The 14,156-nt window shown below is 60.9% G+C and carries 16 protein-coding genes; 2 read left to right on the plus strand and 14 right to left on the minus strand.

Annotated elements, in window-relative coordinates; all coding sequences use genetic code 11:
* Positions 1-7: 7 nt before the first annotated feature.
* The 14 genes from JO015_03165 to JO015_03230 all read right to left on the minus strand — a co-directional run bounded on the left by JO015_03165 (position 8) and on the right by JO015_03230 (position 12,401).
* Positions 8-706: a GntR family transcriptional regulator gene (locus tag JO015_03165; GenBank protein ID MBV9998093.1), complete on the minus strand. Its 699-nt coding sequence runs from the start codon at positions 704-706 to the stop codon at positions 8-10.
* A 288-nt stretch (positions 707-994) separates the two neighbouring features.
* Positions 995-1,534: a DUF4142 domain-containing protein gene (locus JO015_03170; protein MBV9998094.1), complete on the minus strand. Its 540-nt coding sequence runs from the start codon at positions 1,532-1,534 to the stop codon at positions 995-997.
* 55 nt (positions 1,535-1,589) lie between these two features.
* Entirely contained in the window at positions 1,590-2,243 is a 654-nt protein-coding gene (locus JO015_03175; GenBank protein ID MBV9998095.1) for a CBS domain-containing protein, read from the minus strand.
* 96 nt (positions 2,244-2,339) lie between these two features.
* A complete protein-coding gene (gene dhaL / locus JO015_03180) occupies positions 2,340-2,981 on the minus strand; it encodes a dihydroxyacetone kinase subunit L (protein ID MBV9998096.1) in 642 nt (213 codons plus the stop codon).
* Between the two features lie 21 nt (positions 2,982-3,002).
* Positions 3,003-4,028: a dihydroxyacetone kinase subunit DhaK gene (locus tag JO015_03185; protein MBV9998097.1), complete on the minus strand. Its 1,026-nt coding sequence runs from the start codon at positions 4,026-4,028 to the stop codon at positions 3,003-3,005.
* Positions 4,025-4,519 carry a ribose 5-phosphate isomerase B gene (gene rpiB / locus JO015_03190; protein MBV9998098.1) on the minus strand — a complete coding sequence of 165 codons (495 nt, stop codon included), beginning with the start codon at positions 4,517-4,519 and terminating at the stop codon, positions 4,025-4,027. Before rpiB ends, JO015_03185 begins: the two co-directional genes overlap by 4 nt.
* Positions 4,520-4,601: 82 nt before the next feature.
* A complete protein-coding gene (locus JO015_03195) occupies positions 4,602-5,738 on the minus strand; it encodes an alcohol dehydrogenase catalytic domain-containing protein (protein MBV9998099.1) in 1,137 nt (378 codons plus the stop codon).
* A 78-nt stretch (positions 5,739-5,816) separates the two neighbouring features.
* Positions 5,817-6,902: an ABC transporter ATP-binding protein gene (locus JO015_03200; GenBank protein ID MBV9998100.1), complete on the minus strand. Its 1,086-nt coding sequence runs from the start codon at positions 6,900-6,902 to the stop codon at positions 5,817-5,819.
* Entirely contained in the window at positions 6,895-8,046 is a 1,152-nt protein-coding gene (locus JO015_03205; GenBank protein MBV9998101.1) for an ABC transporter ATP-binding protein, read from the minus strand. The genes JO015_03200 and JO015_03205 overlap by 8 nt, the downstream gene beginning before the upstream one ends.
* A gap of 30 nt (positions 8,047-8,076) precedes the next feature.
* Complete coding sequence (locus tag JO015_03210; protein MBV9998102.1) at positions 8,077-8,919, minus strand: carbohydrate ABC transporter permease; 843 nt, start codon at positions 8,917-8,919, stop codon at positions 8,077-8,079.
* 1 nt (position 8,920) lies between these two features.
* On the minus strand, positions 8,921-9,880 hold the full coding sequence (locus JO015_03215) for a sugar ABC transporter permease (protein ID MBV9998103.1): 960 nt from the start codon (positions 9,878-9,880) through the stop codon (positions 8,921-8,923).
* A gap of 103 nt (positions 9,881-9,983) precedes the next feature.
* The gene (locus JO015_03220; protein ID MBV9998104.1) at positions 9,984-11,405 is read right to left on the minus strand and encodes a sugar ABC transporter substrate-binding protein; all 1,422 of its coding nucleotides are present in this window, start codon (positions 11,403-11,405) and stop codon (positions 9,984-9,986) included.
* 91 nt (positions 11,406-11,496) lie between these two features.
* On the minus strand, positions 11,497-11,736 hold the full coding sequence (locus tag JO015_03225) for a hypothetical protein (GenBank protein ID MBV9998105.1): 240 nt from the start codon (positions 11,734-11,736) through the stop codon (positions 11,497-11,499).
* Positions 11,737-12,203: 467 nt separating this feature from the next.
* Positions 12,204-12,401 carry a DeoR family transcriptional regulator gene (locus tag JO015_03230; protein MBV9998106.1) on the minus strand — a complete coding sequence of 66 codons (198 nt, stop codon included), beginning with the start codon at positions 12,399-12,401 and terminating at the stop codon, positions 12,204-12,206.
* A gap of 584 nt (positions 12,402-12,985) precedes the next feature.
* Here JO015_03230 and JO015_03235 point away from each other — a divergent pair.
* Positions 12,986-13,534, plus strand: coding sequence for a winged helix-turn-helix domain-containing protein (locus JO015_03235; GenBank protein MBV9998107.1), 549 nt, complete (start codon positions 12,986-12,988; stop codon positions 13,532-13,534).
* Positions 13,531-14,145, plus strand: coding sequence for a transposase (locus JO015_03240; protein ID MBV9998108.1), 615 nt, complete (start codon positions 13,531-13,533; stop codon positions 14,143-14,145). The genes JO015_03235 and JO015_03240 overlap by 4 nt, the downstream gene beginning before the upstream one ends.
* Positions 14,146-14,156: the final 11 nt, after the last annotated feature.

The following is a 14,156-nucleotide window of genomic DNA, read 5'->3' on the forward strand; positions in this document are numbered from 1 at the left end:
TGCCCGGTTACCCGACCGGTTCCCAGCGTGAGGTTAACGTCAGGGAGATATCTCCGGTATGATAATGGATTTCGGCGTAATCAACGGGACGGCCGTCGGAATCGAATGAGGTCCGGAGCCGGAGCAACAGGGGCGTACCCTTCTTAATCTTGAGGCGGCGCGCCGTCCGCGCGTCGGCAGCCACCGCCAGAAATTCTTCACGGGCGTGGTCGACGGCCACGCCGGCCTCCTCTTTCAATAAACCGTAAAGCGGCCGCCGGAAATCCTCGTTGCCGGAAAGGCTAAGCCGGGGGTGGAACCACGACCGGGATTGCAGGGTCGGCCGGTCATCCCAGCCACGGACCTGGTCCAGGCATTTAACGGTTGTTCCCGGAAGCACTTGCAAGGCATCCGCAACCTTTCCCTTGGCAACTTTATCGGAGACCTCCAGTAAAAATGACTGGACGGAAATCCCTTTTCGCCTCATTTCCCCCGTCAGGCTGGCCCAGGCGACGAGCCCGGATTGAACGACCCTGGTCCCTACCCCTTTGCGGCGTTCCAGCAGGCCTAAATGGACCAGATTCAAAATGCTGTTACGGACGGTCCCGCGGCTGACCCCGAGACGGCTTGCAAGGGTCAATTCATCGGGCAATAACGCCCCGGCCGAATAAGGGGGCTGGCGAATCAGATCCTCAATGAGGCGCTCAATCTGAACATGCAGGGGCACTCCGTTCGTTCGGTCGAGCTTAGCCGGAACGAAGAATGCCTCTGCCGTGTGCGCTGTCATCGTGATGTTTGGCCAGCGGATAAGATTCCAGCATTGTGAGATCCCGTAAAGGTGCAATTAGCGCCTTTACTTGTTCAAAGCCAGTTATTTAGAGGCCGGGTGAAGCCCGGGGAAAGGCCTCCCGGCGGGAGGGAACGAAGGGGGTAAACCCCACAGCCATCCGGTTAGATGGCCGGGGTTCAGGGCATTGCCTTCGGCCTTAAAGGCCTTGAAAAACTATGGCCGGGATCAGGATCCTCCGGACCCTTGATGCTCCTGGCGCTGGAGCTCTTGAGCCATCTGCAGGTGATGCTGAAGGATGGGCAGGGTCCGGCTCACGAACCCTTTCAACTCGGGATCCCGCACGCGTCCTTCCTCCTGCTGGAATTCACTGACGTCCTGCTGATGATCCTCGACCATCGCCTGAACGTATTCGCGATCGAAGTCCGGGCCGGAAAGTTGCGAAAGCTTATTAAAGGTCGCAACCTGTTCCTCCGTCAGGTCGTCCGGCCACTTGACCTTTTTGTCGTTGGCAACCTGCCTGAGGTCGTCGTTCGCTTTCTGATGATCTTCGACCATCCGGTTCCCGAACTCTTTTACCTTGGGATCCGCCGCGCGTTCGGCGGCCAGCTTCCCCAGTTTAATCTCGGCCAATCCTCCTTTGGCAGCGCCAAGGATGAAGGCGCCCTCCGGTGTGGGAGAATCTTCGGTGACCACCTTCTGCGCCCAGAGGGCAGGAACCGCGACGGCAAAGCAGCACACCGTGATTAACTTTAAACAGCGGTCCATAAACAGTCCGGCAAAAAACCTGCGCAGGGTCGCGGGCCGTTGACACGGATGGCAATCAGTCGACGCCCTTCGGGTTCGAGTTGCGTGCGATGGGGATGTCGCTTCGAACCGTGCCGGCGCCGGCGGTGCCCAGTTCGCCCGTTGCGTTCTCCCCCCTTTCTCCCTCCGCGTGCACCGGGACATTGGGTACCTGGCGCGCCGTCGACACCCCGGCCGGATTTGCGTTCCGCGCGATCGGGGGTTCGGTTCGAGACGGTTCGGCGCCGGAGAAAGTTTGGGTTCCGGATGCCGGCGCGCCGGAGGACGAGATGGCCACGGCGGCGCTTCCGGCCATTTCTTGTCCGAGCCGGGTGGCGATGTCTGCGAGCGCAACCACACCCACCACTTGACGGTCACGGTTCAGTACAGGAATACGCCGGACCTGTTGTTGCTCCATCAGGAGCACGGCGTCGTCGCTGTCCTGATCCTCAAAACAGAACACCGCTCCCGAGGTCATACAGTCCCGAACCCGCGTACGTTTCGGGTCACGGCCTTCGGCGACGGCGCGAATCGTGATGTCGCGGTCGGTTATGATGCCGACGAGACGCTCGCGTTCCGTCACGGGCAGAACGCCGACGTCGAGCGAACGCATTTTCTCGGCGGCGTCAATGATAGAGGCGTCCGGGGAGACCACCTGCACATCTGCGGTCATGATCTGATTAAGTTTCATAGCTTAAAGCTTTCCACTGCATTCCATTTCATTCCGTTTCGGGAACGAGCCGGCCCGCGCCGTCCAAGCGGACCGGCCGTTTCCCCCTGTGAGAAATCAGGAGGCGCCCGAGAGAACCCGGCTGAACGTCTGCAGGATCAGCGCGCCGGAGGTGGCGCCCGCGTCGAGCACCCCGCGCGAACGCTCGCCCAAGCGGGCCGAACGCCCGATCCGGGCCACCAGATCCCGCGTCGATTCCTTGCCTTGTTCGGCGGCCTCAGCCATCCGGTTCAAGGCTTCCGGCAGCGAAGCGCCTTTATCCACCGCCTGCTGGCACGCTTCCTGCGCCGGGATCAGCGTGTCCATGATGGTCTTGTCCCCTACCTTGGCGCCCCCCAACTCTTCCAGCCCCGCCCGGGCCGCCTGAAGCATCTCGCCGAAGGTCCGGGCGTCGATCTCGGGTTTGCCTTTGGATTTAAGGCTCATCTGCACGAAAAGCGTCCCGTAGATGGGCCCCATCGAGCCCCCGATCTCGGTCATCAACGTCCGGCCGATCAGCCCCAGCCCTTCGCTGACCGTCACGGCTTTGTCCCCGAGTCGCTCCCGGACCAGGCCGAAGCCTTTGGCCATGTTGATGCCGTGATCGCCATCGCCGATCTTGCCGTCGATCTCACTTAAGTGCGCCTTGTTCGTCTCGATCGTTTCAATTAACGCCAGCACCAGCGGGCGCCCTTCAGTATTGGGGTAGGTGTTCGCCATAATCGGAGGCACGGAAACGGCTCAGCGGGCCAGTTGGGTTAACCCGGCGCTTTCGGCCTCCAGGTCGATGAGGCCTTTAAGTTCGTCGTCGAGCTTGAGCACCGTGAAGGTGATGCCCATCATCTCCAGCGAGGTGAAATAGTTACCCACGTAAGCGCGGTGCACCTTGATCCCGGCTTGCTCCAAAAGATCGTGGGCGCGGCTGTAGGCAATGTAGAGTTCCATCACCGGCGTGGCCCCCAGGCCCGAGATCAGCACCACCACCTCGTCACCCGAGCCGAACGGCAGGTCAGGCAGGATGAAGTCATTGAGGCACATCTCGGCGATCTCGTTGGCGGTCCTAAGTTCCGAAACCTTCACCCCCGGCTCGCCGTGGTGGCCGATGCCGACCTCCATCGTGCCCGGCTTGATCGAAAAGTTCGGCTTGCCGACCGCCGGGATTGTACAGGGGCTTAAGCCCACCCCGATGCTGCGGGTCTGATTGATGGCTTTCTGGGCCGCTGCGATCACCTCGTCCAGGGACCCACCCTGGGCGGCTTTGGCGCCTCCCACCTTCCACATGAGCACCTCGCCGGCCACCCCGCGCCGCTTCTGCGGCTCATCCTTGGGCGCGCTTGCCACGTCGTCGTTAGCCACCACCGTCTTTATCTCAATGCCGTCCATGGCCGCCAGTTGCTTGGCCATTTTGACGTTCATGTTGTCGCCGGCGTAGTTGCCGTATAGGCAGGCGATGCCCGCCCCGCCATCCGCGGCCTTGAAAGCGTCGTAAAACACCTGGGCCGAGGGCGAACTGAAAATCTCGCCGACGGCCACCGCGTCGCACAGGTTCTTGCCCACGTAGCCGATGAAGGCCGGTTTGTGGCCCGAACCGCCGCCGGTCACCACGCCCACCTTGCCCTGAATGGGCGCCCGGGCGTACTTGACCACCCGCGGGTTGTCCGGGATCGGGACTACCAAGCCCTGATGCGCTTTGAAAAAGCCCTGGAGCATGTCTTCAACCACCCGGTTGGGGTCGTTGATGATGCGCTGGGTCGAATAAGAGCTCATTTGGAGGGGGAGGAGGATGAGGCCGCCGCCGGCTGCGTGTGGAACTGCTCGTCGATTTGTTTCATGCGCTCGACTTTGGGGGTCGACCGGCCGCCCTGGAATTCGGAGGCGAGCCAGGCGTCGACGAGCGATTTGGCCAGCTCCTCGCCGACCACACGGGCGCCAAGGGCCATGACTTGGCAATCATTGCTTTTTCGCGAGCGCTCGGCCGAGTAGACGTCGTGGCAGACGGCCGCACGCACACCAGGCACCTTGTTGGCGGTGATGGCCATGCCGATGCCGGTGCCGCACATGAGGATGCCACGTTCATGTTTGCCGGCTGCCACCGCTTGCGCCACCTCCAAAGCCACGTCCGGGTAAGAGGCAAAACTCTTTTCGCCGTAGTCCGTCACCGCGATACCCTTTGATCTGAGGTGTTCGGTGATCTTCGCCTTAAGTTCCAACGCGGCGTCGTCCGCGCCGACCGCGATCGATTTTTCAGGAGTGCTCATATATGATGTAAGGGACCGACGCCGCCGGCAGCATGCGCTTGGCCGGATCGGGTGCATTTGGCGCCGATCCCGTTTAACCCGGTTAGGGAATCAGCAGAATCTTGAGCGATTTTTCGCCCTTCTTCATCATCTCCAAGCCTTTCTCGTATTCCTCGAGCGGCAACTGGTGGGTAACAACGCCTTCGGTCGGCAGTTTGCCGTTGGCGATGCCGTCGATGACGAACGGGTAGCAGTACGGTCCGAGGTGCACCCCCAGGATGTCCAACTGTTTGCGATCTGAAATGATGCTCCAGTCGACCGTCACGTCGTGCGAAAAGACGCTGAACTCCACGAAGCGGCCCAGTTTGCGGATCATCTGCAATCCCTGCACCACCGCGTTAGGGTGACCCGTGGCTTCGATGTAGATGTCGCAGCCGTAGCCGCCGGTCATGTCTTTGACGATCTGGACGACGTCGTCTTTCAACGGATTGAGCACGACGTCGGCCCCGAATTTTTTGGCTAACTCCAGCCGCTCGGGTTTGGTGTCCATGACCACCAACTTCTTCGGGTTCCGCAGCCTGGCGGCCCCTACCATTCCCAGGCCGAGCGTTCCCGCCCCGGCCAGCACGACGGTATCGTCCCAGCCGATGTCGGCCCGTTTGACGCACCAGGCCGAGCAGGCGTAAGGCTCGATCAAAATGGCTTTCTCCAACGGCAAATCCTGCGGCACCTGATGATTGATGCCCTCCTTGGGGTAGCGCATGTACTCGGCAAACCCGCCGTTAACGTTGTTCTGAAAACCGTAGACGTCGTGGCGCTCGCACATCCAGTACTCGCCCCGCTTGCAAAAACGACAATCCCAACACGGCACGATCTGCTCGGAAATGAGCCGGTCCCCAACTTTGACCTCGCCCTTTCGGGCCACGTTCTCACCAACCTCAACCACCCAGCCCACGAATTCGTGACCCGGGATCATGGGGGCTTTGATGTAAGCGGGCTGGCCGCCGCCGCCCCAGAAGGATTCGGCCCCCACGTAGCTCTTGATGTCTCCCGCGCAGATGCCGCAGGCTTCGACCTTGACGATGATGTCATCGGCGCCGGCCCGCGGCACCGGCACCGTCTCGAGCCGGTAGTCGCCGGGGGCATAGGCGACGACGGCCCGCATGGTTTCCGGCAATTGCGCGGGTGGGGTGGTGGAACGGGGTGCCGTTTGGGGAAGGGTATCAGTGGACGCACTCATGGGTGATCGATCCTCGGTTGGTAAAAAGTTAGTCTGGTCTCTCGTGAGGCAGCAAGGGGCGATAAACGTTGTCAGGAGTCAGGCAATCAAACGCTCGCCCGACTCGGCATCAAAAAGGTTGAGATCTTCATCGCGGAACGCCAGATGCACTTTGCTGCCGGGCCGGTAACGATTCGTGACCGGCATGCTGGCCATCAGGAGCAACTCACCGTAGCGTACCCCTACCCGCGTTTCGTCCCCCAGGTTTTCGACGACCGTTACCGTGCCCGCCACGCTGGCGGGCAGCGCGGTGTCGCTGAGGCGAATACCCCACGGCCGCACCCCGAGTTTCACCTTCGTCCGCGTGCCCAGCGTGCGGCTCACCACGCCGGCAACCGGCAAGGCAAACTCGGTCCCGGGCACCACCAGGCGACCGTCCTCAACCTGGACCGCAAAAATGTTCATCGGCGGTTCACCCAGAAATCCCGCCACAAATTCGTTGGCCGGGTGATTAAACACCGTCAACGGCGTGTCGAACTGTTGCAGCTTGCCGTCATTCAACACCGCAATACGATCGGCCAGCGCCATCGCTTCCAACTGGTCGTGGGTCACAATGATGGTCGTAAACCCTTGTTCTTTGTGCAGGCGCTTGATCTCGGTGCGCATCTGCACCCGCAAGGCTGCGTCCAGGTGGCTCAACGGTTCGTCCAACAGCAGCAAAGCCGGCCGGCGCACCAGTGCCCGGGCGATGTTGACTCGTTGCTTCTGGCCGCTGCTCAACGCCGCCGGTTTAAGCGCCAGCAGCTCTTCGATCTGCAGGTAGCGGGCAATCTCGGTCACGCGCCGGTCGATCTCCTCCGGAGTGACTCCGTGCGCCTTCAAGTTGAACGCCAGGTTCTCCCGTACCGTCAACGGCGGGTAAAGCGCATAGTTCTCAAAAGCCAGGCCGATGCCGCGATCCTTCGGGTGAACCGCGTTGATCACCCGGTCCCCGATCATCATTTGCCCCTCGGTAACTGTTTCCAGGCCCGCCAGCATTCGCAAGGTGGTCGACTTGCCGCATCCCGAGGGCCCCAGCAGGGCAATGAATTCGCCGTCACCGCACGCCAGGTTCAAGTCGTCCACGGCCCGCGGCGTGTTCGGGTTGTACTGCTTGACCACATTCTTTAAAGTTAATTTAGCCACGGGCTACCTCCCCTTGGGGCTCTTCCGAACGCGCGACAAACGCCTGGCTGTCGCCGTCGAAAACCATCAAGGCTCGAGGGTCGATGGCCACGCGAATCGGCTGGTCCAGCTCAAACTTCAAATGCCCGTCGATCAAGGCGCGAATCCGGCTGCCTTCAAACGTCTCCACCGTCAGCACCGATTTGGCGCCGAGCGGTTCGAAGCTGTAGACCGTGCCACCCAGGGCGCGCGCTTCGCCGTCGGTCACGACCCGTACATCGGCCGGCCGGAAGCCCAGCCGTACCTTCCGGTTGCCGCTGCTGCGTTGTTGCAGGACCCGTGCCGTGCTGGCCGGCAGCAGCAGTGCCGCCGCACCCCCCAGAATCTCGGCTTCCAGCTGCGTGCCGCCGCCGCCGGCACGCAAGGTACCATCCAGCAGGTTGACTTCCGGGTCGCCGAACAATCTCGCCACCAGGGTGCTGGCCGGCCGGAAATAGACCTCATCCGGCGGTCCTACCTGCTGGATGCGCCCCTGGTCGATTACCACGATGCGGTCGCCCAGGCTCATTGCTTCCAGGTAGTCGTGCGTCACGTACAACGTCGTGGTCCCGAGCTGGCTGCGCATCTCCTTGAGTTCGGCCCGCATCGAATGCCGCAACTTCGCATCCAGATGGCTCAGCGGTTCGTCCAGCAGAAAAATGTGCGGCTTGCGCACCAGCGCCCGGCCCAGAGCGGTGCGCTGCCGCTGCCCGTTGCTCAACGCCGTGATCTGCCGCTGCAGCAGGTGGTCGATCTTCATCATCTTCGCGTACTGCGTCACCCGCGCTTTGACTTCCTCCTCGGGCAGCTTGAACTTCGGGCTGCGCAACGGGAATGCCATGTTGTCAAAGACGTTCAACTGCGGGTAGAGCGCGTAACTTTCAAACACCATGGCCACGTTCCGATCCGCAGGCTCCAGGCCCCCGATGTCGCGCCCGGCGATTTTGACGCTGCCCCGCTGCGGCGTCACGATACCCGCGATCAGGTTCAACGTCGTCGTCTTGCCGGCGCCGGCCGGCCCGAACATCGCCACAAATTCCTTGTCGGCGATGCGCAATGACAAGTCTTCAACCCCGCGTCGTTTGCCGTACCACTTCGTCAACGCCTGCAGTTCCACATCCGCCATAAGCTTTCTACCTGTGCTCCCCCTTGGCTTCTAACCTTTGACTGCGCCGAACGACAACCCACGCACCAAGTGCTTTTGGATCAGCAACGCCAGGATCACTTCCGGCAATGCGCAGATGAGGGCCGCAGTCGCCACCCAGCCGTAATGGACCGTATCGGAGGCCAGAAATCGGGTCATCGATACCGTCGAGGTCTGGGTCTTCCCGCCGCCGAGCAGGAGCGCAAAAGTGAAGGCGTTCCAACAGAAGATAAAACACAACAGCGCGGCGGCTACCAAGCCGGGTTTGATCAACGGCAGCAGCATTTTTAAGAACACCTGCCACCAGCTGTAGCCGTCCAGTTGCGCTGCGGATTCCATGTCGTGCGAGAGGTCCTCGAAGAACCCGCGCAAGATCCAGATCAACAATGGCAGGCTGATCAACTGGTAGACCCAGATCATGCCCAGGTAACTGTCGATGAGGTGTAAGCGCTGGTAGATCAAGTACAGCGGTATGATGACCAGGATCTCGGGCGCAAATTTGAACGACAGGAACGTGAAGGCGATGTCCTCCTTGCCTTTAAAGTCGAAGCGCCCCAGCGCGTAAGCCGCCGGCACCCCCACCAGCAGTGACAACGCCACCGCCAGGCAGCTGATCACCAGGTTGTTCCACAAGGTAGCTAAAAAATCCGCTTGGCTAAGCACCGCGTGGAAGTTGCTCAACGTCGGATGGAAAAAGAAGGTGGTGGTAAACATCTCGTTGTCCGGCTTAAAGGCCAGGATCACCATCCAGATGAGCGGAAAAAGTGCGAACAGTGCGTAGAGGATCAGCAACAGGTATTTGAGCGCGGTGCCTATTGAAGCGAGCACGGCGTTGTTGCCTCCTTTCTCGTTCATATTACACGGCCCCTGAAGAGATTTTCTGCGCTTTACGCCAAAAGCCGATCAGCACGAAGCAGACCGCGTAAATCAGCGCCCATAAAAACAGCAGCATCGGGATGCTGCCCGACAAGTTATAAAAGGGAAAGGCTTGGTTGTAGGCTCCGATCGACACACTCAGCGTCCGGTCGCCCGGCCCTCCTTTGGTTGAAGCGAAGATGATGGCGAACTCCTGCAGCGAGGTCATCAGGCGGAACACCAGCGCAATCAGCATCACCGGCGAGAGCATCGGCAAGGTCAGGTTGCGGAACACAAACCAGGCCGAGCCTCCATCGATCAGGGCCGCTTCGTACGGTGACTTGGGCAACGAGCGTAAGCCCGCCAGCACCAGGATCACCACAAAGGGCGTGTAAATCCAGACATCGATTAAAATCACCGAAAACAGGGCGAAATTCGGGTCAGCGCTCCACCTGAAATCTCGCAACCCGATCCAGCCCAACGGGAAACGCAAAATGCCGACGGACGGGTTGGTCATCAGTTGCCAGACCAATGCCCCGATGACCGGTGCGATCATCAACGGAAAGATGAGCACGAGGCGTAAGAACTTCGACAGCCAGTTCTCCTCGTTGAGGAGCAACGCGATGCCCAGCCCCAGGAGCATTTCGACCGCGGTCGAAAAAAAGGCGTACAACAACGTCACGGTGACCGAGTGCCAAAAGTCGCTGCTGGTGAACGTGTCAATGAAGTTCTGGACGCCTATCAGGTTGAACTCCGAGCTGCGCAGCGTCAGGTCGGTGAACGAGTAAAAGATGGCGATGATAAACGGGATCAGGATGCCGATGGTCAGCAGGAAGGCAGGTGCCAGCACCAGGTAGGGTCGCAAGGCCTTGCGCTGCGCGTAACGTTTGCCCGATTCGGACAGGTCGGATTCAGGTGGCGCGACCGGCCGCTCCGGAGGGGTGGTGACGGCGTGGCTCATGACAAAGGAAGCTCGCGGCTGGAAGGCTTGACGGGTTTAAAAAAGAGCCGCAAAAAAACCGGGCGGCCCGCACGCGCACACGGACCGCCCGGCCGGACTCAGCTCATTGCGAGGCTTGGGCCACTGCGGCCTCCGGCGCCTGCGTCGACTGAGTCAACTTCAGCTTGGACGTGTCGCGCGTGATGCGCTTGGCCAGATCCTTGAGCGCGCTGGCCGGGTCGGCCCCCGACAGCACGATTTTTTGGAGCGTCGCCGCCCAGTCGGTCGTTGACTGAATAAAATACGGCTGGGGAGTAAACTTGATGCTGGTGTTCGCAATGGTTTTCTGGAAGCTGTCCACGTAACCCACGTACTTGGACAGCCGGTCCTTGAATTGCTGGTTATCCCAGATGGATTTACGCGCCGGGTCGACCGTTTTGGCGTTGAGCGCCGCCCACAGCTCAAACTCCGGCCCGGTGAAATATTGCATGAAGAGCCAGGCGGCCTTCTTGTTTTTCGAAGTGGCGTTCATGCCCAATTGCCAGACCCATTCGTTTGACTGCGGCTGTTGTCCCGCCTTCATCACCGGAGTCGGGGCCACGGCAAGGTTACCCGATTGACTCGTGCTGCCCGGCACGTTTTGGAAAAAGCCGTTGATATCGGCATCCCACAGGATCGCCGCTTTGCCCGCTCCCAGGTCCGCGCCGCACTGGTACCAGGTGTAGTTCGACCAGGCCGGCGGCCCGCCCTGTTTGACCATGTCGGCGAACTTGCGCGTCACCTCGATCGCCTCAGCCGAATCCATGGCCGCGACCAGCTTTCCGTCCTTGACCGCAAAGTCCTTCGCGCCGGCGGTTGAATAGATGGACATGTAGCCGGGGTGGATGGTCGCCCAATTGCGCGTGCCGCGCACCGCTACCCCGTAGGAGCCCGGCCCGTTCCAGCCTTTCAGCTTCGTTGCCAGTTCGATCAGTTCATCAAGTGTCTGGGGAGGGGTGAGACCTTTCTCGTCAAAGTACTTCTTGTTGTAGATCAGGCTGTACATTTCAAAACCGAGCGGCACGGAGTACAACGAGCCTGTCCCGGGCAGCGAACCTGCCTTGAGATTCCACTTCCCCCCGGCGAACACGCCCTCCAGGAAGTCTTGCGGGTTATAGTCCGGGCTGGTCACGGTGGAATCGTCTAAGTACTTGTCCAGCGGTTCCATGCGGTTGGAGCTGGAATAGTCCCACATCTGGTAGACGCCGGTCATGAACACGTCGGGCACGCCACTGCTGGCCGACAGGTTTGTGGTCACCTTATCGAAGTAGTTTTCTTCGGGGGTGATTTCGTACGACACATCGATGCCCGTCAATTCCTTGAACTGCGCCAGGCGCTGGATGATGGCGTCGGCGTAGGGGTGCTGGTTGAACGCCACCGTGATTTTGGTGCCGGAAGCCTGTTTCCAGTCAAAGCCGGCGGCTCGGACCCGGGCGCCGGGTGCCAAGCCAGCGGCGCAGAAGGCCGCGGCAATCAATAGACTCACTTTGGGGGAACGCATTCTCATATTAGCTGATGGATCGGGAGAACCGTGGGTTCAGGTTTGGGTGGTTAGAGGTAAACGAGGACTGCCGAAAACTTTAGCTCGGTGACGTTTGTTAGATCGACCGTGGCCGGAGCGGAATGGAATCGCCGGGTGTGACCGGGTGCCGCGGATCAATCACCGCCCAGCATGTGTGCTCCGTCTCGACATCGCAAGCGCTCATCGTGCCGAGCTGATCCAGCTCAAAATCACCAACGTCGTGTTTGCCCTGCCACCTCAGGTTTACCCGGACTTCCCGGCCCGGACCGAACTGGTGCACGCTCACCACGAGCGCCGTATCCGTACTGGTCTCCATAGGGGCAGTGTCAAATTGTGATTCTAACAGGTTTTTTGTGCGCTGGGAAATACCCTGGCCGCATCTGCACTCCACCCAGAGCCGCGTGCACGCTGAGACCAAGATGGACAGAGGAGGCCTGGCCGCCGGTCAGCCGGTTAACCCGACCACCGTTTTCCTCGGGAGAGCACATGTCTGTTAGGGGAATAAAGAGCGCTTACGCACCTTTTCATCGAGCCGGCGCAGGCGTCAAGTTGATTGTTTTTCAAATAAAACCGGTTGCGATGCGCTGACAAAAAGAGGTGCGGCAGAAGCGGACAAGAGCACACGAAGTGTTGCGCAAGCTCAGCTGCAGGTAGCTGAGGCTACACAGATTTACACAGAGCCATGCATAAGTTCGCATAGTGACGCGGAGTTCTGCATAGACGCGCGGCGCGAGCCGGCCGAACGAACCCATCCGGGGCCGGTGGTCGTGCGGCATCTCCAGGTCAGTCATCCTCTGCAACCACCACCCGCACCTGCGCCTCTTGCAGCGCGACGGCCCTCAGGCGTGATTCCCTTCTGTGGTCCGGCCCGCGGATCGTGAACCCGCCCGCCACGACGGCACCGCCGTAGGTTCGGGTGATGAGCCCGCGGCGCGCCATAGAGTCCAGATCCCGGCGGACGGTGTAGCCGGAAACGTTCAGGTGGCTGGCGAGTTCGGTGACCCTCGTCTGGCCGTGCTCTCACTTCAGATCTTTGGAAAATGATTTTTGTTCAAAAATAAAATCTTTTGTAAAGGTGCGTCCGTGCACCAGCCCTTGTGGACATGCCGGTCCCCGGGTGTCGATGCCCCGGAGGAAAGACTGCGCTTGATCAGCCGTCTCCGGACACGGAAGGCGCCGGGAGAGCGCACCGGTCCAACCCGGTTTACGCGCGGGTGGAAGCGCCTCATATCATTCAAACACTTATTCCGGTAGAATATCGGCTCAGGGGGGCGCAGGATGATGCTTCGTACCTTGAATGGCTCTTAGGCCCAACGGGCCCGCAGACCTTAGCCCAGGGTTCCACCCCTCTGGCATTTAATTAAGGGCGGCAGGCCGGGCGTGGCCTTCGTCCCGCAGGGACGGCTGAGGTTGCACCCCTTCCCAGGATGGTTGGGCCTAGACTGTTTATACGGTCTTATAGGTGTAAAGCTCGCAGGGAACCTCAACGCCCGGGGAACTGCCCGCACAGACACTAATACGGATTGCGGATCAAAGAGATAGTTTACCCAGCCTGGGTTTGATTTATGCTTCGGGCGATGAGGCCGCCCGCCAAGATCAAGCCATGGTTGAGTCTGCCGCAGTTAACCGAGTGGGTCTGCGCCGCTTCGGCCGACGCCAACTTGTTGCGCAAGCGCCTGGTGGTGTGGCTGATGGCCCTCCACCCGTGTCACGCCCATCAAGTGGCCGCCCTACGGGGGGTCTCGGTCGTCAGCGTCTGGCGTTGGATCAGCCGTTATAACCGCGGCGGGCCGCAGGCGTTGCGGGCCTCGCGTCGCGGCGGGCGCCGTCGCGGCCACTTCGAGAGCCGAGCCAAGGAAGCCAGCACCTTAGCCGGCTTGGAGCCCCGGGCCTTAGCGGGCGATTTGCTCACGGCGGGTTCTATTTGCCAGGTGCTGGAGCAAGCCGCCGGCCACACCCTCTCCAGGCGCAGCGTCTACGAACTGCTGGCTCGACAGGACTGGCGCAAGTTGGCCCCGCGGCCGCCTCACCCGCGCACCACGCCCGAAGCCTTGGAGGCATATAAAAAAACTTCAGGGCCACCTGGCAAGCCGCCACAGCCAAGCTACGCCTGAAAGCGAGCCGGCCGCTGGGGTTATGGTTCCCGGACGAGGCCCGCTTTGGACGCATCTACGAGGGCCAACGCCGCTGCTGGGCCCCCTTTCCTCAGCGCCCCCATGCCGCCCGTCAGATCGTGCGCCAATACGTGTATGCCGTGGCGGCTGTTAGCCCCTTGGATGGCCGGCTCTGCAGCGTCATTTTGCCCTGGATGGACGCCAAGACCATGGCGATGGTCTTACGCGTCACGGCCCGAACCTTTGCCACCGAGCATTGCGTGATGTGCCTGGACCAAGCCGGCTGGCACACCGCCACCGCCTGGCGGGTGCCCCGAAGCATCACCCTTTGGAAGCTGCCGGCGCACAGCCCGGAGCTTAACCCCGTCGAGAGCCTCGGGAAGTATATTCGTGAGCACTACTTCGGCCAAACGGTGATCCCCTCGCTGGAGGCTGTCGAAGCCCGGCTGTGCAACGCCCTCCGTGAGCTGGATGAACAGCCGGAGGTGGTCAAATCGCTTTGCGGCTACAGCTGGATTCAGGTTATCTCAACCGGGTCACCGCCCAGCGACTCGCCCGCCATTCAGCAAGAAGCACCTCCCACGCCAAGCCCGGGTAAACTATCTCTTTGATCCGCAATTGG

This window comes from Verrucomicrobiota bacterium (genome assembly GCA_019247695.1).
GTDB lineage: Bacteria > Verrucomicrobiota > Verrucomicrobiia > Chthoniobacterales > JAFAMB01 > JAFBAP01.